Origin of the sequence: Novosphingobium arvoryzae (genome assembly GCF_014652615.1) — a bacterium.
In the GTDB taxonomy this organism is placed as follows: domain Bacteria; phylum Pseudomonadota; class Alphaproteobacteria; order Sphingomonadales; family Sphingomonadaceae; genus Novosphingobium; species Novosphingobium arvoryzae.
On record NZ_BMZD01000001.1, the window covers coordinates 410,791 to 430,015 of the forward strand.

At 63.0% G+C, this 19,225-nt stretch carries 21 protein-coding genes and 2 pseudogenes; 13 read left to right on the forward strand and 10 right to left on the reverse strand.

Annotated elements, in window-relative coordinates:
- Positions 1-87: 87 nt before the first annotated feature.
- From IE113_RS01945 to IE113_RS01965, 5 genes and pseudogenes are all read left to right on the forward strand, one after another.
- Positions 88-858, forward strand: coding sequence for an outer membrane protein (locus tag IE113_RS01945; protein ID WP_189538724.1), 771 nt, complete (start codon positions 88-90; stop codon positions 856-858).
- 15 nt (positions 859-873) lie between these two features.
- Complete coding sequence (locus IE113_RS01950; RefSeq protein ID WP_189538725.1) at positions 874-1,590, forward strand: outer membrane protein; 717 nt, start codon at positions 874-876, stop codon at positions 1,588-1,590.
- A 66-nt stretch (positions 1,591-1,656) separates the two neighbouring features.
- Complete coding sequence (locus IE113_RS01955) at positions 1,657-2,529, forward strand: substrate-binding domain-containing protein (RefSeq protein WP_189538726.1); 873 nt, start codon at positions 1,657-1,659, stop codon at positions 2,527-2,529.
- Between the two features lie 95 nt (positions 2,530-2,624).
- Positions 2,625-3,791, forward strand: coding sequence for an aminotransferase class V-fold PLP-dependent enzyme (locus tag IE113_RS01960; protein WP_189538727.1), 1,167 nt, complete (start codon positions 2,625-2,627; stop codon positions 3,789-3,791).
- A 141-nt stretch (positions 3,792-3,932) separates the two neighbouring features.
- A pseudogene (locus tag IE113_RS01965) lies at positions 3,933-4,789 on the forward strand (IS3 family transposase); the annotation flags it as partial.
- A 155-nt stretch (positions 4,790-4,944) separates the two neighbouring features.
- On the opposite strand, the pseudogene IE113_RS01970 reads toward IE113_RS01965, so the two are convergent.
- The 3 genes and pseudogenes from IE113_RS01970 to IE113_RS01980 all read right to left on the reverse strand — a co-directional run.
- Positions 4,945-5,499: pseudogene (locus IE113_RS01970) on the reverse strand (transposase); the annotation flags it as partial.
- Between the two features lie 95 nt (positions 5,500-5,594).
- Positions 5,595-5,885, reverse strand: a complete 291-nt coding sequence (locus tag IE113_RS16485; protein WP_444544206.1) for a cation transporter — start codon at positions 5,883-5,885, stop codon at positions 5,595-5,597.
- A 15-nt stretch (positions 5,886-5,900) separates the two neighbouring features.
- Entirely contained in the window at positions 5,901-6,251 is a 351-nt protein-coding gene (locus IE113_RS01980; protein ID WP_001294666.1) for a mercuric transport protein MerT, read from the reverse strand.
- 83 nt (positions 6,252-6,334) lie between these two features.
- Here IE113_RS01980 and merR point away from each other — a divergent pair, with 83 nt between their 5' ends.
- Positions 6,335-6,757: a mercury resistance transcriptional regulator MerR gene (gene merR / locus IE113_RS01985; protein ID WP_001694572.1), complete on the forward strand. Its 423-nt coding sequence runs from the start codon at positions 6,335-6,337 to the stop codon at positions 6,755-6,757.
- 17 nt (positions 6,758-6,774) lie between these two features.
- On the opposite strand, the gene IE113_RS16260 is transcribed toward merR, so the two are convergent.
- Positions 6,775-7,173: a MerR family transcriptional regulator gene (locus tag IE113_RS16260; protein ID WP_229822073.1), complete on the reverse strand. Its 399-nt coding sequence runs from the start codon at positions 7,171-7,173 to the stop codon at positions 6,775-6,777.
- A gap of 63 nt (positions 7,174-7,236) precedes the next feature.
- On the opposite strand from IE113_RS16260, the gene IE113_RS01995 reads away from it, so the two are divergent.
- Both IE113_RS01995 and IE113_RS02000 read left to right on the forward strand, forming a co-directional pair.
- On the forward strand, positions 7,237-7,737 hold the full coding sequence (locus IE113_RS01995) for a GNAT family N-acetyltransferase (RefSeq protein WP_000376623.1): 501 nt from the start codon (positions 7,237-7,239) through the stop codon (positions 7,735-7,737).
- Between the two features lie 357 nt (positions 7,738-8,094).
- Entirely contained in the window at positions 8,095-8,859 is a 765-nt protein-coding gene (locus IE113_RS02000) for an IS6-like element IS6100 family transposase (RefSeq protein ID WP_001389365.1), read from the forward strand.
- Between the two features lie 18 nt (positions 8,860-8,877).
- Here the strand turns inward: IE113_RS02000 and IE113_RS02005 are convergent, their stop codons facing one another.
- The 3 genes from IE113_RS02005 to IE113_RS02015 form a co-directional block, all read right to left on the reverse strand.
- The gene (locus IE113_RS02005) at positions 8,878-9,033 is read right to left on the reverse strand and encodes a hypothetical protein (protein WP_189538728.1); all 156 of its coding nucleotides are present in this window, start codon (positions 9,031-9,033) and stop codon (positions 8,878-8,880) included.
- Between the two features lie 181 nt (positions 9,034-9,214).
- Entirely contained in the window at positions 9,215-9,979 is a 765-nt protein-coding gene (locus IE113_RS02010; protein ID WP_308430030.1) for a maleate cis-trans isomerase family protein, read from the reverse strand.
- 159 nt (positions 9,980-10,138) lie between these two features.
- The gene (locus tag IE113_RS02015) at positions 10,139-11,242 is read right to left on the reverse strand and encodes a helix-turn-helix transcriptional regulator (protein ID WP_189538729.1); all 1,104 of its coding nucleotides are present in this window, start codon (positions 11,240-11,242) and stop codon (positions 10,139-10,141) included.
- 110 nt (positions 11,243-11,352) lie between these two features.
- Between IE113_RS02015 and IE113_RS02020 the strand changes: the two genes are divergently transcribed.
- The 5 genes from IE113_RS02020 (at position 11,353) to IE113_RS02040 (ending at position 15,414) form a co-directional block, all read left to right on the forward strand.
- Positions 11,353-12,534 carry a sulfotransferase family protein gene (locus IE113_RS02020; protein WP_189538730.1) on the forward strand — a complete coding sequence of 394 codons (1,182 nt, stop codon included), beginning with the start codon at positions 11,353-11,355 and terminating at the stop codon, positions 12,532-12,534.
- A 25-nt stretch (positions 12,535-12,559) separates the two neighbouring features.
- On the forward strand, positions 12,560-13,330 hold the full coding sequence (locus IE113_RS02025) for an SDR family oxidoreductase (protein WP_189538731.1): 771 nt from the start codon (positions 12,560-12,562) through the stop codon (positions 13,328-13,330).
- Positions 13,327-14,442 (forward strand): DUF1214 domain-containing protein, encoded by a 1,116-nt coding sequence (locus tag IE113_RS02030; protein WP_189538732.1) that lies wholly within the window; start codon positions 13,327-13,329, stop codon positions 14,440-14,442. The genes IE113_RS02025 and IE113_RS02030 overlap by 4 nt, the downstream gene beginning before the upstream one ends.
- A complete protein-coding gene (locus IE113_RS02035; RefSeq protein ID WP_189538733.1) occupies positions 14,435-14,956 on the forward strand; it encodes an SRPBCC domain-containing protein in 522 nt (173 codons plus the stop codon). The genes IE113_RS02030 and IE113_RS02035 overlap by 8 nt, the downstream gene beginning before the upstream one ends.
- A gap of 68 nt (positions 14,957-15,024) precedes the next feature.
- Positions 15,025-15,414: a DUF4440 domain-containing protein gene (locus IE113_RS02040; protein WP_189538734.1), complete on the forward strand. Its 390-nt coding sequence runs from the start codon at positions 15,025-15,027 to the stop codon at positions 15,412-15,414.
- A gap of 43 nt (positions 15,415-15,457) precedes the next feature.
- On the opposite strand, the gene IE113_RS02045 is transcribed toward IE113_RS02040, so the two are convergent.
- Genes IE113_RS02045 through manD form a run of 3 tightly spaced genes read right to left on the reverse strand, consistent with a single transcriptional unit; the run spans position 15,458 to position 19,086 of the window.
- Positions 15,458-16,348: a sugar kinase gene (locus IE113_RS02045; protein WP_268248087.1), complete on the reverse strand. Its 891-nt coding sequence runs from the start codon at positions 16,346-16,348 to the stop codon at positions 15,458-15,460.
- A 3-nt stretch (positions 16,349-16,351) separates the two neighbouring features.
- Positions 16,352-17,875 (reverse strand): glycosyl hydrolase family 79 N-terminal domain-containing protein, encoded by a 1,524-nt coding sequence (locus IE113_RS02050; protein WP_189538735.1) that lies wholly within the window; start codon positions 17,873-17,875, stop codon positions 16,352-16,354.
- Between the two features lie 2 nt (positions 17,876-17,877).
- Positions 17,878-19,086 (reverse strand): D-mannonate dehydratase ManD, encoded by a 1,209-nt coding sequence (gene manD / locus IE113_RS02055; protein WP_189538736.1) that lies wholly within the window; start codon positions 19,084-19,086, stop codon positions 17,878-17,880.
- Positions 19,087-19,225 lie beyond the last annotated feature (139 nt).

Genomic DNA, 19,225 nt, shown 5'->3' on the forward strand with positions numbered 1-19,225 from the left:
CGGGTTCGGGAAGCCCTTCTTCCCGGACCCACCCACCTTGGCTTTGACTTGACACCAGGGTTTTTGCTGCTCGCTTGAGGTAGGGCTTTGTTCGACTTTCGCTTTTTAACCGCTTTGGGGATGATCGCAGCGTGCAGCTTGTGCTCGCCGGCGACGGCTCAATCCGAAATATACATGCGGATGGGGACAGGTGTCGCAAAAGGCGCTGATGCCAATTTACACGACGTCGATTGCGGCGCAAATGCTCCGCCAGCGCTTTTCGGCTGTGGCACCGGCATTGATGGCGCGCCTCTGGGGGCAAGGCTGGACACCGCAAGCAGCGCAGTGGTCGATCTTGGGATCGGTGCTCGGCTGGCGCCTGGTTTGCGGGGGGAGTTTCTTCTCGGCTGGTCCGGGAAGCGCAAATTTCGAGGCAACTCCAATTTCCTCCGATCTGGGCAAGAGCAGCCGGTCACCGGAACCGTTGAATCACTCGCCATGCTGGGGGCGCTTTATTGGGATTTGCCAAAAGCAGGACCTATTCGGCCCTTCATGGGTGGCGGGCTCGGTATCAGTCGCAACCGAGTTAGTACGATCAGCTTTAAATTCCCCGTTTTGGGGCCGACTGCCGTCACCGCTGTGCCGTCCGGCAACAATAGCGATCTGACCTATATGCTGACAGCAGGCGGAGCGCTGCCGGTGTCCGACAAATTGTCAATCGAACTAGCCTACCGATATGCCGATCTCGGCAGCTTGAAAACATCAGCAGGCGATGCTGTCGTAGTCCGCAGATCGGGTTCCCGCACCATCGCGATCAGCGGAACGCGAGCAAGAATGCAAGCGCATGGTGCGCTTCTTTCACTGCGCTACACTTTCTGAAAGGACTACCCCACAATGAACAAAAACAGCGCCATCATGCGGCTTGCAACCTGTGGACTTTTCCTTGCTGCGTGCAGTTCCCCTGCCGCGTTGGCCCAGTCGGCCCCGCCCAGCGGCACATTCTATGCCGGCGCTCACGCAACTTACGACAAAGACTCAAACCTCTGGGACGACGTTGCTGTAGGGTATCTGGGAGAACATAGCTCCGACGGTGTCCATTTTGGGGCTCAGCTCGGATACGACCTTGATCTGGGACCCCTATTTGTCGGCGCTGTCGCAACTTTCAGGCCAAATGGCGTTTCCGGCGAGCACAAAGATCTCCAATTCAGTGATAACATACCCCAATACGACCGTTCAGATGAGAAATGGAATGCCCAGTTCGCTGGTCGGGCGGGGGTGAGCACGGCCGGTTTCCGTCTTTATGGCAAGACCGGTTTGGCGCTAAGCCGCAAACGCTACACGATAATAGGCTATCTGGTCGAAAACGAAGTCTTTTCGAGCAAGACCACGACGCGCTCCGGTTGGCTGCTGGGAGCCGGGGTGGAACGGGATCTGGCACCCCATATCGCGGTTTTCATCGATTATACTCATGCCGATTACGGGTATCGTACCGTCAACTTTTCCTGCCCTACTGCCGATAGCGCATGCGGGCCAGCCGGTTCGAGCGTGATCCCCATCCGACTTGATGACAAAACCGGCAATGTTTCGGTGGGCTTCAACCTGAGATTCTGAACAAGTCGCGCGCAAGACTATTCAGAAATGGTTGAGGCAGCGGTTCCATGACAAGGCAAAGGCAAAATGACGATATCCGAACGCTTCGTTATCGTACCAAAGATCGCTCACCCATGGTCGGACGAAGTGAGACTAGGAGCCGACCGCCAGGCCGACTTGCTTGCCGCTTATGGTAAGAGAACGATTGCTATCGACTACCGCCCGCCTGACAAGGCCGAAGCAAACATTCAGGAAGCCATTTTAGCAGGGCTACTGGACGAACTGCCCACTGGCGTGGCCGTTGACCCGGTCGCTACACCGGAAGCCCTTCCCACGCTTCTTCAATTGCGCGCTGCGGGTGTACCTGTGGTGCTGTTCGACTGTCCGGAAGCACATTCCGGCTTGTGCAGCATCGGCAATGACTTTGTTAGGCAGGGCGCCATTGCTGCAGAAAAGCTCATAGAAATCATTGGTGGTACAGGCAAAGTGGCAATCATGCAGGGGGTGCCCGACGCGCCAAACCATCACGAAAGGTTTGAGGCTCAATGCAGGGTTTTGAGGGACCATCCCGGGATCACGATTGTGGATGGCGGCACCGATCACGACAGCATTGCCCTGGCCGAGCAAGCCGCAATACGAACATTGTCGGATCATGCCGATCTGCGTGGCTACCTGTGCTGTGATGCTGCTGGGCCGATCGGCATTGCCAACGCGCTGCGACTTTCGGGTCGCTGGACATCAGTGGCGTGCGTGGCGATGGATGGGATCCGTCCGATACTTGAAGCCATCCGTGATGGCGTGATCCGTGCATCCTCTGCGACCAAGCCGCGTATGCAAGGTGCAATGATCGTGCAGATGCTCTGGCTCGCCGGTCGGGGTGTCCAGCTGCCCTGCCAAATTGACACGGGCATTGATGTCATCACGCCGGTTAATGTTGCCCAATTCCTCGCTGAGTGTTGAAGCGGAAACCAACATCCTAAGCTCAATACCGGATGCCGCCGTTTCCGGCAGGCATGGGGCCATGCACGAAATTTATTCGAATGGAAATTTGAAAAATGCTAAGTGAATTGCAGCGCGCGCAGTTGGAAGAATTTTCCCGCGAGATGGGGAAACACAAGCCAACCTCTGTTGGCTACCCGTTTAACCAGAATGTCCAGTTTTCTGAGTTTTATCACTGGTACGCGGTGTCCGGCCTCGCCGACATGGCGCTGAATAACATCGGCGATCCGCGCCAGCCCAGTCCCTATGCACTGAACGCACATTCGTTCGAAAACGAGGTGATCGATTTTTTCGCTCCGCTTTATGGTTTCACCCCCAACAATTACTGGGGCATCGTTACCAGCAGCGGCACGGACGGCAACAATCACGGGATCTATTTCGGTGTCAACTGCCTGCGCGCGCAGAGCGAGGATCCGCCGATCGTCTATGTTTCGCAAGAAGCCCATTATTCTATCAAGAAACTGACCCACCTTCAACAACTCGACATGCGGATGATACCAACGAATATCCGTGGCGAGATGGACATAGAGGCTTTTGAGCAGGCGCTTGATCCCCGTCGCCCAGCATTAGTCGTCATGGCGATTGGCACAACCTTCAAAGGTGGGCTGGATGATCAGGCCGCAATCAATGCCGTTCTGGCTCACAAACGGCCCGTTGCGGTTTACCGCCATGCCGATGCGGCGCTGTTCGGAGGCTATCTGCCCTTCACGGATCACGCCGATCTGGTGAACCAGCAGATTTGCGGCTTTGATTCCATTGCAGTAAGTGGGCACAAGTTCTTCGGGTTCGACGAACCTCTTGGTCTGTTCATCACCCTGCCGGAAGTGCTGCAACGGCAGAACCCATTTCACGTATCCTATCTAAATGCGGCGGTCCCCACGATCAGTTGCTCGCGCTCGGCGCTGGGGCCACTCAAGTTCTGGTGGCAAATCCACAAGGTTGGGATCGAAGGTTATCGCCGAAATGCGGCGCTGATCCTCAAAAACGCCATTTATCTCAAGCATAGACTGGATGAAATCGGATATCCGGCTTGGAGGAACGAGTTCTCCAATACGGTGTATTTCCGTAGACCTTCAGACTGGATCATGCGCAAGTGGAACCTTGCACCAGACGAAGATGTAAGGCTAGGCGGCAAATTGGCACATGACATCGTTATGCGACATGAAGGGATGCATTTGGTTGACCGCTTTATCCTCGATCTGCTTGATGATTTATCGGATTAAGAGCCCCGAAATTAGCGTCCCTCGTCCATTGGACTCCCAATCCTCGACAAGAGATAAGAGGTGGCCTGAGGAATCTGGGCAGCGGGATAAGTGGATTTTCTGCCTGACGGCGGCCAGGAAGGCCGTATGACAGGAGAAGAGATGAGCAGACGACCGCGCCGGAACCACAGCCCGGCTTTCAAGGCGAAGGTGGCGCTGGCCGCCGTGAAGGGTGAGAAGACGCTGGCCGAGCTGGCGCAGTTGTTCGACGTGCATCCGAACCAGATCACGACGTGGCGCACGCAGTTGCTGGAAGGGGCTGCCGGTGTGTTTGGCGCCGATGGCACGGCGGACGGGTCCGAGCCGACGGTGGACGTGAAGACACTGCACGCCAAGATCGGCGAGCTGACGCTGGCGAATGATTTTTTGGCCGGCGCGCTCGGCAAGGCAGGACTGTTGCCGAGCGCAAAACGATGATCGATCGTTCGCACGACTTGCCCTTGACGCGGCAGGCGCGGGAGCTGGGGATCAGCCGGGGCAGCGTTTATTATCTGCCCCGGCCGGTGTCGGACGCCGATCTGAAGGTCATGCGGCGGATCGACGAGTTGCACCTGGAGTTCCCATTCGCTGGCAGCCGGATGCTGCGCGACCTGCTGCGTCAGGAGGGCATCGAGATCGGCCGTTGCCACGTCGCGACGCTGATGAAGAAGATGGCGATCGAGGCGCTCTACCGCCGCCCGAACACCTCGAAGGCGGCGCCGGGGCACAAGGTCTACCCGTATCTGCTGCGCAAGCTGCCGATCGTGCGGCCGAACCAGGTCTGGGCAACCGACATCAGCTACATCCCGATGGCCAGAGGCTTCGTCTATCTCGTAGCGATCGTCGACTGGTTCAGCCGCAAGGTGCTCGCCCACCGGGTATCGATCACGATGGAGGCGGACTTCTGCGTCGAGGCGCTGGAGGAAGCCTTGGCGCGCTACGGCAAGCCGGAGATTTTCAACACCGACCAGGGCAGTCAGTTGGACACCTCGAAGAACCCAGTAATTTTGTCGTGATCGCGTCTGGACGTGTGCCGAAGGCATGAAGGGCTTGGATGTTTGCCCGATTTACCTTCGGTGGCCTACGGCTCCGGCTGATTTTGGTGTTTCCGGTACCCCTTGGGACCGTTTTGATGTCATGCAGCCGCAGTTCGCCCCTCGAGCCAGGCCAGACGCTGGAAGTTATAGACGAGGTTGGCCATGCCGATCTTGATGGTGGCGCGGGCGATGCCGATAGTGCGCACGACGAGCCCCATCCGGTGCTTCTGCCCCGCGAACACATGCTCGACCTGGGCGCGGATCTTGGATCGTCTGGTATTGGCCCTGGCGATCCGCTCGGGCAGCGGCTGCCTCGGCTTGCGCTTCTGGTGGACGTGGCTCTTGAACATGCCTGCCGCCAGGAAAGCCTCGTTTTTCTTCGACCGGTAGGCCGTGTCTGCCCAGACGCCCGAACCGGTATTGGCCTTGCTGACCAAGTCCGGCAGTCGTGCACCGTCATGGGCATTGGCGGCGCTGGCATCCCAGGTGCGGATCAGCCCATGGGCTTTGTCGATGCCGATGTGGTTCTTGTAGCCGAACATCGGGATGGCGAGATCGACGGGCTTTGCCGCCTTCGGGTCAGCGCCTTCCCGGACCTTGGCCTTGCTGTACTTGATCGACCAACGCGCATCGCGGTCCTTTTGTCGGGCCTTGACTGACACGAATCAAGACGAAACAACGACAGATAAGGTAGCACCGGAGAAGAAGTCCCGGAAGTCCCCCGCTAGCCAGAAATGGGGTGCGAAGGTCATGGATAGCGGGTTTTGCATGCTGCCATCCCTGTTGCTGCGAGCGCAGCGCCGTCTGCACCTGAACCCGACACAATTGGCGGTACTGATCCAGATCGTGGATCACTGGTGGGATGCTGGACGCAAACCCTAACTTTGCTGACGCCTTCGACCTTGGAAATCGCCTTCTTGACGGTGATCGGACAAGCGGAGCAGGTCATGCCCGGTACGGACAGCGTGACGGTCTGGGTGGCGGCCCACACGGGGGCAACAACGGCAGCGATGGCGAGAGAGGCAAACAGTTTTTTCATGATGAACTCCTGTGATTAATAGAAAAATGGCATGACGTAGGGAAATCCGAGCGCGACCAGAACCAGCGCGGCCACGACCCAGAAAATGAGCTTGTAAGTAGCGCGCACTTGGGGAATCGCACACACATCCCCTGGTTTGCAGGCTTGCGCCGGTCGGTAGATGCGCCGCCAGGCGAAAAACAGCGCCACCAACGCCGCGCCGATGAAGATCGGGCGATAAGGTTCCAACACCGTCAAGTTGCCGATCCAAGCGCCGCTGAACCCCAGGGCGATCAGAACCAGCGGCCCCAGGCAGCAAGCCGAGGCGAGGATGGCGGCTAGCCCGCCAGTGAAGAGCGCCCCGCGCCCGTTTTGAGGTTCAGACATACGCTTGTCCTTTCAAATCTGGATTGGATAGCTTAAGCTTACTTCCGTACCAATGTACGGAGTCAAGCGATATGGAAAAAAATTTGGAGAATCTGACTATTGGCGTTTTCGCCAAGGCGGCCGGGGTCAACGTGGAAACAATCCGGTTCTATCAGCGCAAGGGCTTGTTGCCGGAGCCGGACAAGCCCTATGGCAGCATCCGCCGCTATGGCGAGGCGGATGTGACGCGGGTGCGCTTCGTGAAATCAGCCCAGCGGCTCGGATTCAGCCTCGACGAGATCGCAGAGCTGCTGAGGCTGGATGACGGCACCCACTGCGAGGAAGCCAGCAGCCTGGCCGAGCACAAGCTTCAGGACGTGCGCGAAAAAATGACCGACCTGGCGCGCATGGAAACCGTGCTATCCGAACTTGTGTTCGCCTGCCATGCGCGGCAAGGGAACGTTTCTTGCCCGCTGATTGCTTCGCTGCAAGGGGAGAAAGAGCCGCGTGGTGCCGACGCGGTGTAGCCGAGGGTAGTTACGCCTTAGCGTGCTTTATTTTCCGTTTTCTGAGACGACCCCCTCCTGGTCGGCCAGCTCACCGGGCCAGCTCGCCAGCTCGTCATCGGGGAGGGCCGCCAGGATTTGCGGCAGGCTCTGCGTTCGATACGGCGGCGGCGGCAGGTCGGCGGCCGGGCCGTCGCCATCGAGGAACGCGGGGCCTTCTTCCTGGCGTTCATCATCGAGGCGAACGCACCACGTCGGCGGGCCTCGGTCTTTGTCACTTCCTCGCCACGCGCCAGCGCCCGGTAAAGGGTCGAACGATGCACGGCCAGCAGCTCGGCCGCTTCCTTCACCGTCCGGCCGTCACTGGCATCAGGATTCACCTTCCGGCCGCCCGCTAGCGGACCCTGGTCAGGTTCCGCGAAGGTGGGCGCAGACATGCTGGGCTCGTCAGGATCAAACTGCACTATGAGGCGGCGGTTCATACCGCGCCAGGGGAGCGAATGGACAGCGAGGAGCCTCCGAACGTTCGGGTCGCCTGCTCGGGTGATATCGACGAGGTTGTGCGGCTGATGCACGACGCTGCGGCGTGGATGTCCGCCAAGGGAACGCCCGCCTGGGACGTCGCGCGGATCGACCGGACATTCGCGGAGACCTTCGTCCTGAGATCCGAGCTCCTAGTCGCGAGTTGCAGCGACGGCATCGTCGGCTGTTGCACCTTGTCGGCCGAGGATCCCGAGTTCTGGCCCGACGCCCTCAAGGGGGAGGCCGCATATCTGCACAAGCTCGCGGTGCGACGGACACATGCGGGCCGGGGTGTCAGCTCCGCGCTGATCGAGGCTTGCCGCCATGCCGCGCGAACGCAGGGGTGCGCCAAGCTGCGGCTCGACTGCCACCCGAACCTGCGTGGCCTATACGAGCGGCTCGGATTCACCCACGTCGACACTTTCAATCCCGGCTGGGATCCAACCTTCATCGCAGAACGCCTAGAACTCGAAATCTAACGTCCGTTCGGGCATCGAGGTCCATGTCGGGGTGGGACGGGCCCGTGGCTTCAAGATCACTTGCAGTCCGACCGCGATGTCTTGGTTGCGCGAGAGGTTGTCGATATCCTCCACTTCCATCATCAACCCTGGATAATGCCGCCGCCGTCATCGCCGCCGACGCCCGTGCCGGGCTTTTCGGGCCTGTCAGGCTTGCTCGGCCTTCAGCCTGCCTGGGCGAGATCTCCGGCGGACGGATTAACGGCGGAGCTTCGCCGCCTTTCGTGCGTGTGAAGGCCGAAGATAGTTCTCTCAAAGGCTCTGTTGCAAAAATCGTGAAGCTTGAGCATGCTTGGCGGAGATTGGACGGACGGAACGATGACGGATTTCAAGTGGCGCCATTTCCAGGGTGATGTGATCCTGTGGGCGGTGCGCTGGTATTGTCGCTATCCGATCAGCTATCGCGACCTTGAGGAAATGCTGGCGGAACGCGGCATTTCGGTCGACCATACGACGATCTATCGCTGGGTCCAGTGCTACGCCCCGGAGATGGAGAAGCGGCTGCGCTGGTTCTGGCGGCGTGGCTTTGATCCGAGCTGGCGCCTGGATGAAACCTACGTCAAGGTGCGGGGCAAGTGGACCTACCTGTACCGGGCAGTCGACAAGCGGGGCGACACGATCGATTTCTACCTGTCGCCGACCCGCAGCGCCAAGGCAGCGAAGCGGTTCCTGGGCAAGGCCCTGCGAGGCCTGAAGCACTGGGAAAAGCCTGCCACGCTCAATACCGACAAAGCGCCGAGCTATGGTGCAGCGATCACCGAATTGAAGCGCGAAGGAAAGCTGGACCGGGAGACGGCCCACCGGCAGGTGAAGTATCTCAATAACGTGATCGAGGCCGATCACGGAAAGCTCAAGATACTGATCAAGCCGGTGCGCGGTTTCAAATCGATCCCCACGGCCTATGCCACGATCAAGGGATTCGAAGTCATGCGAGCCCTGCGCAAAGGACAGGCTCGCCCCTGGTGCCTGCAGCCCGGCATCAGGGGCGAGGTGCGCCTTGTGGAGAGAGCTTTTGGCATTGGGCCCTCGGCGCTGACGGAGGCCATGGGCATGCTCAACCACCATTTCGCAGCAGCCGCCTGATCGGCGCAGAGCGACAGCCTACCTCTGACTGCCGCCAATCTTTGCAACAGAGCCGGTCGAAACCCAGCGGGCGAACGCTTCGTGCAGCCGGATCAGGCCCCATTCGAACTCGGTCACCAGAACTTCGGTCCCGGAATTGGCGAGATGCCAGTTCTGATAATACTTCGGTTCCATGCGCTCCCCTAGCTGCCGTGCCCGGTGCTGTTCGAGTTTTGTAACACGCGAAGTAGTCATGGAGTCATACCTTTTGCAATCCCGGGCAGCAGGTCGCCCCGCGCCAGGGCAGGGTTCCCGTGGCCGGGCAACGATTCATTGTCCGATATCAAACGGACGAAGCAGCCGGGGTGGCGCCGGGTCAATGCAGCGGTTGGAACCGTTCCGACAAGGCAAAACCCGATCCAGTGCTGACCGGTTCAAGGCCAAGTTGCTGCAGCATGACCCGGGTGGTGCTGGTCGCGGCGGTCAGCACGGGCAGGCCCAGCTTGTCCTGAACCGCCTCGATGGCTGGCAGCGATGGCATCTGCACACAGGCCGACAGCACGACCGCGTCAACGCCGGTCAGGTCCAGCGCATCGACATCGCTGATCAAGGCCAGCGGGTCGCGCCGTCCCACGGCAAGGTTGTCGGGAATTTCCAGCGCGATTGAATCCTGGACCGCGATCCCCTCGTGGACGATGTAATCGACCACCAGGTCGGTCAGCGGCCGCATGTAGGGCGTGACGATGGAGACCTTGCGTGCCCGCATTTCGCGCAGCACCTGCACCAGCGCGCCCGCGCTGGTCACGATCGGGCAGGCATGGCCCGCATCGCGCACCGCCTTGCCCAGCGTTTCCTCGCTGACGCAGTGATAGCCGCGCCCGGCCGACATGATCGCCACCAGGCAGGCATAGCCGATGATGTCGACTTCGGCATCGGCCAGCTGGCGCGCGCACCCCACGCTCTGCGCGTCCATGGCCGCGAGTTCTTCCTTGGTCACGTGCTTCATCGCCATGCGCGACGAATGGAACGTGAACTGTTCGGGCCGGATCGTCTGGCGTGCCAGCAGCATGCGCGGCACTTCGGTTTCCATCGTGGTGTTGGAACTGGGGACGATCTGGCCAATCCGGTAGGTCTTCGGCATCGCTGATCCCCGCTTGCGCCGGGCGTTTCCCGGCAGACTCGCAGGCGTAATAAGCGCAGCCAGATAGTGCGCAAACCGGCTGCCCGGCCGTGTTCTCACTTGGTGAGAGGTGGCCGGGCCATGCCGATCACACGGCAATTTTTGGGCCGCCGTCGCCGCCTAGGCGAGGCTGACCCCGCTCTGCAGGACATGGCGGATCAGGTCGCCCTGTCCGCGCAGATCGAGCTGGGCATAGATGCGCTTGGTATAGTTGCGCGCGGTTTCCAGGGTCAGGCCCATGTCCCCGGCGGCCTCCGCGATCGACCGGCCTTCGCTGAGCCTTACGGCCAGTTCCGCCTCGCGCCGGGACAGGCCTGACAGCTGGGCCAGCACAGTTCCGTCCAGCCGTCCGCCCCTGCGCGGGTGGCGGCAGATTACTTGCAGCACCGGCAGGCTGGACGCGGCGGCGGGCTGGGTGCGGCTGGGCAGGAGCACGGCATGAACGCGCGGCTCCGCATTCAGTTCCAGCGCGCGCACGGGGGCTTGCGGGTGCCGGGCAAAGTGCGCTGCGGTTTCGGCCAGAAGGCGTTCTCCCGCCGCATCGGGCAGCACCAGGCGTTCGCCCGGTCGCAGCGCGAAACCGGGCAAGGCGGACAGATAGCGGGTCAGTCCCGGCTCGCACGCCAGCAGCCGGGCCTCGCGGTCGAGCAGCAGCCAGCCGATCCCGCTCCGCTCCAGCGCCACCGCGTTCATCTCGGCCTCGATCCGGCGGCGCTCCTCATGCACGAAGCCGCGCAGGGCCAGCGCGACATAGGGCGCGAGGTTGGCCAGCAACGCGGCGTCGGCAGCGGTGCAGGCGGCCCCGCGCGCCAGCAGCAGCCAGGCGCTGATCCCGCCGTCCAGCGCCAGTCGCACGATGCGCTCGTCAGCGATTCCCAGCGCGGTGATATAGCGCGCCCGAAAGGCCGCGTACTCGGCATCGACGTCGGCGAATTCGCTGACCGCGTAGACCCGTCCGGGTTGCAGTCGATCGAACGGGAACCGGTCCAGCAGGTCCAGCCGATCCAGTCCCAGCCGCCGGGCGTCGGCGCGCAGATTTCGCCCGGAATGGAATTCCGTCACATCATGGATCGCCAGATCGCCCTGGCGGAAGAACAGGCCGATGTATTCGGCCCCGGTGCGCTGCCGCAGCCGGTCCAGAAATGTGGCGAAGCGCTGCCCTTCATGCATCCCGGCAAACAGGGGCAGCAGCAGTTCGGTATCGTCGGCGATGGTCAGGGGCACACCCTCCCATATGGGAGGTAACTCGCGCTGTCATCCCTCTATCTTTCGCCCCAGCAGAGAGACTGGCGCCGATGGTCGGCAGCATTGGCCAGTAAGGGGGATGAACAAAGATGACCGATCAGGCCGAAGTCACCCGGCAGCTCGACGCGCAGGTCCTGATGGAGCAGGCCCGCATCGAAACCGCGCTGGATGATTTTGGCGACCCCTGGTTCGAAGCGCCGCTGGGTAGCCTGATCGATCACGTCAATCGGGATGCCGGACTGCTTTCGCCCGACAGTTCGGCCGGGGTGCGGATCCGGTCCGCCCTGTCCGACCGACTGCGGCTGGTGCAGTATTTCAAGGATCATCCCGCAGCGGCGGACGAGCGGATCGAGCTGGCCTGCGCGATCATCGGTCTGCCGCGCACGGGCTCCACGATGATGCATCGCCTGCTGGCCGCCGTGCCCGGTTTCACGGCGCTGTGGTGGTGGGAAACGGCCTTTCCCCTGCCGCTGCCCGGTGAAGCGGCGGGCGATCCCGCACCCCGGCAGGAGGCCGCGCGGCAGATGGTCGACTGGCTGCTGACCCAGTGGCCCGACTTTGAATCGATCGATCCGATGGACGCGATGGCCGTGAACGAGGAAGTCGTGCTGCTGGACCGCACGTTCCTGTCCACCACATACGATTCTATGATGCCGATCCATGCCTATGGCCACTGGCAGGCCGATCAGGATCACGAACCGGCCTTCCGCGACCTGTATCGCTTCATGCAGGCGATCCAGCACCAGCGGGTGCTGCGGGGCGAACCGCGTCGGCCATGGGTGTTCAAGACCCCGCATCACCTGCTGGGCGGGATTGGCGGGCTGCTGAAGGTGTGGCCCGGCGTGAAGCTGGTCATGACCCACCGCCATGTCGGGCAGGTGCTGCCCAGTTACTGTTCGATGTGCGCATCGCTGAGCATCAACAGTTCGTCCACCTACCGCAAGGAAGACCAGGGCGCGCACTGGAGCCGCCGGTTCCGCACCGGGCTGGAGCGGCTGGAAGCGCTGCGGCGGGAATTGCCGGCAGGCCAGATCATCGACGTGCGCTACGAGGACACCGTCAACGATCCGGTCGGCACCGCACAGCGGGTGCTGGAGCAACTGGGACATGCCCGCGACGGCGCGGTGCAGGCCGCGCTGGAGGCGTGCGTGGCCGACAATGCCCGCGATGCGCGCCCGCGCCACAAATACGGCGCGCAAGAGTTCGGCCTGACGCCGGAAGGGATCGCGGCAGATTTTGCCTTCTACCACGACCAGTACCTGGCGAAGTGAACAGCAGATAAAGGGAGAGCAGCGCATGATCCTGAAGGACAAGGTCATCATCATCACCGGGGCTGGGCCGGGCATGGGGCAGGCCATGTGCCGGGGCGCGGCGGCGGAAGGGGCGAAAGTGGTCGTCTCGGCCCGGTCGGTCGATGCCATCAATGCGCTGGCCGCCGACATCACAGCCGCCGGGGGCGAGGCGGTTGCCGTGCCGTGCGACGTTGCCAGCACCGAGCAGTGCCATGCGCTGGCCAAGGCGGCGGTGGACCGCTGGGGGCGGATCGATGGCCTGATCCATTCCGCCTACTATCATCCCGACTGGGGCAGCATCATCGATCATCCGATCGATCAGGTGCTGCGCGCGCTCGACGTGATCGCCGTGGGCGGATTGCGCATGGCGCAGGCCGTCGTGCCGCAGATGAAGCGCCAGGGCAGCGGTTCGATCGTCAACGTCTCGACGCTTGCCACGCGCAGACCGATGCCCGGCGAAGGGGGCTATGCCATGGCCAAGAGCGCGGTCAACCAGCTGACCCGGCAACTGGCGGTGGAGCTGGCCGGAACCGGCATCCGCGCCAATACCGCGCTGATGGGCTGGATGGACGGTGTGCCGCTGGAACAGTTCTTCGCCGCGCAGGGTGAAGCGGGTGAAGCCTTCCGCAAGCAGCGCGCGCAGGAGATCCCGGTGGGGCGCATCCCGCCCGACAAGGATTGCGCCAAGGCGATCTATTTCCTGCTGTCGGACTATGCCAGCGAAGTGAATGGCGTGATGCTGGACGTCAACGGCGGCGACTGGGTCGCGGCATGAGCGCCGACATCGCCCAGGCCTGGCGCGATTACTGCGCCCGGCTGGCCGATGCGGGGGCCGTGATCCTGGCGGACGACGTGCCCGCCGATCCGCTGATCCGCACCGAGGGCTTCCGGTATCTTTCCCGCCTGAGCAAGCTGGCGCTGGAACAATATGTCGAGGCCAGCGACCCGGATTTTCCGTTCTTCTATCAGCTCAGCCACGAGACCGGAAAGATCGGCGCGGACAACCCAGACAACGCATACTGGAACGCGTCGATTGCGGGGAGCAGCGACTATCGCATCACCGGTCGGCGCGGGTCGATGTTCTACTTCTCGATCGTCGCCAACGCGATGCGCTATCACATCGATGGCAGCGCCCATGCCACCGGCAGCCTGATGGACGACGAAATCCAGTGGGGACCGGATGGCACGGTGGAGATCATCGCCAGCTGCCAGCCCCCACGCGGGGCGGACGCGGGGAAGAACTGGCTGCGGCTGGAACCGGATGCCAGCGTGATCATCATCCGCCAGTCCGCGCTGGACCGCGAGGCCGAACGCGGCGGGGAATTCCGTATCGAGCGGATCGGCGGACCAGCCGTTCCCGCCCCGCTCAGCGCTGACCGGCTGGCGGCGGGGTTCGGCGCGGCGGCGCAGTTCGTGACCGGCGTGGCGCAGACTTTCGCCGACTGGACCCGGCTGTTCCGGCAGACGCCCAACCAGTTCCCGGCTATCGACCAGGCGATGTTCCAGAAGGGCGGCGGGGCGAAGGACATCTATTATGCCCATGCCTATTGGCGGCTGGCGCCGGATGAGGCGTGGGTGATCGATGTGACCCCGCCCGATTGCTATTACTGGAACTTCCAGCTCGACAACTGGTGGATGGAAAGCCTGGACTATCGCTTTCGCCAGATCACCGTGAACAAGCATTCGGCCCGGACCGCGCCCGATGGCTCTGTCCGCATCGTCTGTGCCGCCCGCGCGCCCGGTGGCAAGGCGGCGAGCGCCAACTGGATCGACACCTGCGACCACCGGGAAGGCACCGCGCTGCTGCGCTGGGCGGGTGCGCGTGAACACCCCTTGCCGACGGCCCGCGTGGTGAAACTGGCGGAACTGGAGAACGACGATGCTTGACTGGATGAAGGCCGCAAAGACCGTCGCCGAAGACCCGGTGATGGGTTTTGACCCCAATGCCGTAACCCGCAGCGAAACGGTGGCGATCAACGCCCCCGCCAGCGTGGTGTGGCAGGTGCTGACGGACCTGCCGCGCTACAACGAATGGAACCCGTTCTGCATTCGTGCGGTTTCCACGCTGGAAATGGGCGCGCCGGTGGAAATGACGCTGATCAACTATGCCACGGCTGGCGGCCCGACCGTGCCCAATCTGGAGTATGTCTGCGGCTTTGAACCCGAGCGGTTGCTGAGCTGGGAGTTTCCCAATCTGGACTTCTGGCCCTATCCCGCGCGGCGCGATCAGGTGATCACGCCGACCGGACCGGACAGCTGCACTTATTACAGCACCGATGCCTTCCTGGGCGCGAATGGAATCCATGTGTTCCGCTTCGCCGGGCCGTGGGTCAAGCGGGCCTTCGACGATACGGCGCAGGCCCTGAAGGCGCGGGCCGAGCAGTTGCACGCTGCGGGCTGAGCGCGCCGATTGCCCACGCCAGCGTGCCGCCCATTGACGGGGGCGGCGCATTGCGGCGAAGGAGGGGCATGACCGCTTCGCCCGACCTTGCCATCCGCCTGCGCCGCGCGGCCTTCAATCGCGCACTGGCTGACGCCGATCTGGCCGCCATCGCGCCCTTGCTGGCCCTGGATGTGGTGATGATCACGGGCACGGACAGCGCCGTGATCGCGGGCCGCAGGGCGCAGTTGCAGGCGTGGAAGCGCGAATTCTCCGCCCATGCACGCATGACCTACGTGCGCCTGCCAGACGCGATCATCGCGTCCCCGGTTGAGCCGATCGCGCTGGAACATGGCAAGTGGCAGGGCATTTCCGGGGGCGGCGCCGCCGTGCTCGCGTCTGGTGACTATTCGGCCAAATGGCGAAAGGTGGGGGCGGACTGGGTCATTGAGGCGGAAATCTTTGTGACGCTGGCCTGATCAAGGCCCGATTGGTCAGGCCGGACGGCATATCCCAACCGCGTCAGGAATCCTGCGCAGGGATCGCGCCGGGGCGCATGATCGTCCAACCGGCCAGCGCATGGGCCGCACCCGCCGCTTCGACTGGCGTCGCACCGCGCAGCCGGGCGTCGAGATAGCCGGCATTGAAAGCATCACCCGCGCCGCTGGTATCGACCGGGCTGAGCAGGCGTGCTGGCGGCAGCACCGTGCCATCGGGCAGGCGACAGCCATCCGCTCCCAGCTTCACGATCGTTTCCGCACACCCCAGGTTCTGCCAGTGAGCCGCAACGGCATCGGCGGTCAGCGGGTGGCCGGCAATCGCCTGTTCATCCTCCAGTGTCGGCAGACCGATCGTCGCAGCAGCAATCGCCGCGTCACGGGCGGACGCCGCGGCTGCGGGCGATTCCCACAGCCGCGGACGATAATTCCCGTCGAACGCCACCTGCCCGCCATTTTGCCGGACCTGCCGGATCAGCTCCAGCAGGCGGGCCCGGCCCTCTGCGGGCAGGATGGCGAGCGTGATCAGCGAAACCGCGACAAGATCGGCCCGCGCTGCCACGGCGAGGGCCGCGGCCGATTCCGGCAGCGCCAGCATTTCGCGTGCCGCGCTGGAATCGCGCCAATAGGTGAAGCTGCGCTCGCCCGCCGCATCGGTCGCAATGGCATAGAGCCCGGTGCCGCGCGTAGGGTGATCCAGCACCAGCGCGGTATCCAGCCCTTCCGCGGCCCAGCGTCCCTTCAGATCAGCGCTGAACGGGTCGGTGCCGAGCGCGGTCAGATAGGCCACGTCGTGCCCCGCGCGGGCGAGGTGGATGGCGGTATTGAGCGTATCCCCGCCATAGCCAAGCTGCCAGTCCCCGCCCTTGCGGGCGAGTTCCAGCATGGCTTCACCGATCAGGACGATCCGGGCCAAGGTTTACCTGCACGCCGGATTGTTGGCGCCCGGCACTGCCGCAAAGGCGATTGCGTGGCCCGGAATGGCCAGGCGGCCGTTCACCGGCGTTCCGGCCAGGCCGGTCAGTTCGCCGTTTGCGGCAAGGCCCGGCTTGTTGCCATTGATCAGCACCTCGCGGGTGTCGAGCGGCTGGCCGGTCATCGTCCAGGTCGTGGCCTTGCCTTCCAGGTTCAGCTGCTGCGCGGCTTCACCGGTGTTGAGCGCGACCAGCCCGACGCCGCCCTGCTTCTGCGGCAGGCAATGGGCATAGATGCGCAGTGCCGGCGATGGCGAACGCGGTGCCGCCAGCACGGTTGCGCCCATGGTCCGCTGCCACAGGACGGCGGCCCAGTAATTGGGACGCGGCTGCAGGGTGTCCTGATCGATCAGCGCATAATCGGACGCGGCGAGCGTGTTGTGCATCACCACCTGCACCCCCTTCTGTGCCAGCGCGCCGTTCTGGTTCAGGTAGCGGAAGGTGTCGAGGAACGTCGCGGCCCACGGCGATCCGCCACAGGCGGCCTGCGCGGTTTCGGTGTTCCAGACCGGCTTGCCCGGCTCGTACTTGTCGCGCAGCGCGGCATAGTAATCGTAATCGCGCGAAGTCAGGTCCAGCCAGCGGGCGGTCAGCGCATCGGCCTTTTGCGCGGTGCCGATCCCCAGCCCCAGGCAGCGCTGCGAAACCGAACCATAGAAGTGGTAGGAAACCGCATCCACGCTGTTCGGGTTCTGCTGCATCATGCTTTCGGTGCTGACATGCGTGCCGAACTCGTTGGCCACCGGAACGTCCTTGAGGAGCCCGGCTTCCCCGACGCCGCCAGGGCCGAGAATCAGCATCTCGGGCACGTTCTTGCGGGCCCAGTCACGGAAGATCCGGAAGTCCGAACCATAGTTGGCGGCATCGTACTGCCGCGGCGCTTCCGGGGCTGCGGTGGGAACGTTCGGTTCGTTGAAGAATTCTGCGGCGTAGAGGGTGCCGCCGCTTTCACGCGTCAGCTCCAGCAGGCGCTGCGCCTGAACCGTCGTCCATGCGCCGGTGGCATCGCGGGTGCCGTTGCTGACCGCAAAGCTGGTCACGATCGGTGCATCGACCGCCTTGGAGAAGGCAACCACGTTCTGCCACTGCGCGCGGGTCAGGACCTGGACGAAACCCGGCGGCGGGGCGGACAGCCGTTCGCCCGGAGCCTCGAGGTAGGTGTTGTTGGCCCAGGTGCCGCTGACCCGCATCAGGCTGGGGCCCAGCCCCCGGGCCAGCGCGATCAGCCGGGGATCGGACAAGTCGATCGGCGGACGCTGGCGATAGCGTTCGTCTGCCGGACCGCCATAGGGCGCCCAGAACCGGCCGCCGGTCACTTCGACCATTTCGACGTTGTAGGCCTGATAGCGCTCGTGGACGGTACCCAGGCGGGCCAGCTTGCCGAGTTCCGGCGACGGCGACTGCGCCGGCGCAGCGACGGACAGGGCGATCAGGGCCGCCCCGGCGAACAGGGTCTTTGCGAAAGTCATCTTTACCAGCTCCACATGGTGCCGTCTTCCAGCCGGGCGACTGGCAGATAGGCGGGTTTGTAGGGATACTTGGCGGCAAGCGCCTCATCGATGTCGACGCCGTGGCCGGGGGTGTCGCCCACGAACAGCTCACCCTTTTCGAAGTGGTAGTCATGCGGGAAGACCGCGTCGGTTTCCTCGGTGTGGCGCATGTATTCCTGAATGCCGAAGTTGGGCACCCAGGTGTCGAAGTGCAGCGCGCAGCCCATGGTGACCGGCGACAGATCGGTCGCGCCGTGGCAGCCGGTGCGGACCTGGTAGAGGCTGGCCAGATCGGCGATCCGGCGCAGGTGCGTCAGCCCGCCCGCGCCGACCACGGTGGCGCGGATGTAGTCGATCAACTGGTTCTGGATCAGGTCCTTGGCGTCCCAGATCGTGTTGAAGATCTCACCCACCGCCAGCGGCGTGACGGTGTGCTGGCGAACCAGCTTGAACGCTTCCTGATTCTCGGCCGGGGTGCAGTCCTCAAGCCAGAACAGCTGGTACGGCTCGAGCATCTTGCCCAGGTTGGCGGCTTCCTGCGGGGTGTAACGGTGATGGCCGTCATGCAGCAGGTGATGGTCGAAGCCATAGGTCTTGCGCAGTTCCTCGAACAGCTTCGGGACATAGTTCAGCGCCTTGCGCGTATCCCAGCCGGTGACCGAAGGCAGGCTGGCGTCGGCCGGTTCGTAATAGAGCTTGCCGCGCCCCACGCCGTAGGCGTCCTTGATCCCCGGCACGCCGGTCTGAGCGCGGATCGCCTTGTAGCCCATGTCGATGTAGTGGCCCACGGCCTCCACCGTTTCGGCAATGTCGCTGCCATTGGCATGGCCATAGACCATGATCCCGTCGCGGCTCTTCCCGCCGAGCAACTGGTAAAGCGGCATCCCCGCCATCTTGGCCTTGATGTCCCACAGCGCCATGTCGACAGCCGCAATCGCGCGCATCGTCACCGGGCCGCGCCGCCAGTAGGCGCCCTTGTAGAGATACTGCCAGATATCCTCGATCCGGCGCGGGTCCATGCCGATCAGGCACGGCACAACGTGATCCTCAAGATACGACACGACCGACAGTTCACGCCCGTTCAGCGTCGCGTCGCCAATCCCGTAGACGCCCTGGTCGGTCTCGATCTTCAAGGTCACGAAGTTGCGTCCCGGACACGTGACGATGACCTTGGCAGACTTGATCTTCATGGTGGTTCCTATGCCAGACTGGTTTGCAATCGAGATTGATGTCTTGACCAGATCAGTCAGGCCTGTCAAGATAATTGGTATGACCAAAAGGAGCGATGATGACTTGCTTGGTTGACACGGTCCTGGATGACCAGCGGCT

Coding starts and splice junctions, on each gene's coding strand:
- IE113_RS01950 (WP_189538725.1), top strand. CDS start 874: ATGAACAAAAACAGCGCCATCATGCGGCTTGCAACCTGTGGACTTTTC.
- IE113_RS01995 (WP_000376623.1), top strand. CDS start 7,237: ATGGACAGCGAGGAGCCTCCGAACGTTCGGGTCGCCTGCTCGGGTGAT.
- IE113_RS02010 (WP_308430030.1), bottom strand. CDS start 9,979: ATGCCGAAGACCTACCGGATTGGCCAGATCGTCCCCAGTTCCAACACC.
- IE113_RS02020 (WP_189538730.1), top strand. CDS start 11,353: ATGACCGATCAGGCCGAAGTCACCCGGCAGCTCGACGCGCAGGTCCTG.
- IE113_RS02040 (WP_189538734.1), top strand. CDS start 15,025: ATGACCGCTTCGCCCGACCTTGCCATCCGCCTGCGCCGCGCGGCCTTC.
- manD (WP_189538736.1), bottom strand. CDS start 19,086: ATGAAGATCAAGTCTGCCAAGGTCATCGTCACGTGTCCGGGACGCAAC.
- IE113_RS16260 (WP_229822073.1), bottom strand. CDS start 7,173: ATGTCTGCGCCCACCTTCGCGGAACCTGACCAGGGTCCGCTAGCGGGC.
- IE113_RS02005 (WP_189538728.1), bottom strand. CDS start 9,033: ATGGAACCGAAGTATTATCAGAACTGGCATCTCGCCAATTCCGGGACC.
- IE113_RS01955 (WP_189538726.1), top strand. CDS start 1,657: ATGACGATATCCGAACGCTTCGTTATCGTACCAAAGATCGCTCACCCA.
- IE113_RS02030 (WP_189538732.1), top strand. CDS start 13,327: ATGAGCGCCGACATCGCCCAGGCCTGGCGCGATTACTGCGCCCGGCTG.
- IE113_RS02025 (WP_189538731.1), top strand. CDS start 12,560: ATGATCCTGAAGGACAAGGTCATCATCATCACCGGGGCTGGGCCGGGC.
- IE113_RS02000 (WP_001389365.1), top strand. CDS start 8,095: ATGACGGATTTCAAGTGGCGCCATTTCCAGGGTGATGTGATCCTGTGG.
- IE113_RS16485 (WP_444544206.1), bottom strand. CDS start 5,885: ATGAAAAAACTGTTTGCCTCTCTCGCCATCGCTGCCGTTGTTGCCCCC.
- IE113_RS02035 (WP_189538733.1), top strand. CDS start 14,435: ATGCTTGACTGGATGAAGGCCGCAAAGACCGTCGCCGAAGACCCGGTG.
- IE113_RS01960 (WP_189538727.1), top strand. CDS start 2,625: ATGCTAAGTGAATTGCAGCGCGCGCAGTTGGAAGAATTTTCCCGCGAG.
- IE113_RS02050 (WP_189538735.1), bottom strand. CDS start 17,875: ATGACTTTCGCAAAGACCCTGTTCGCCGGGGCGGCCCTGATCGCCCTG.
- IE113_RS01980 (WP_001294666.1), bottom strand. CDS start 6,251: ATGTCTGAACCTCAAAACGGGCGCGGGGCGCTCTTCACTGGCGGGCTA.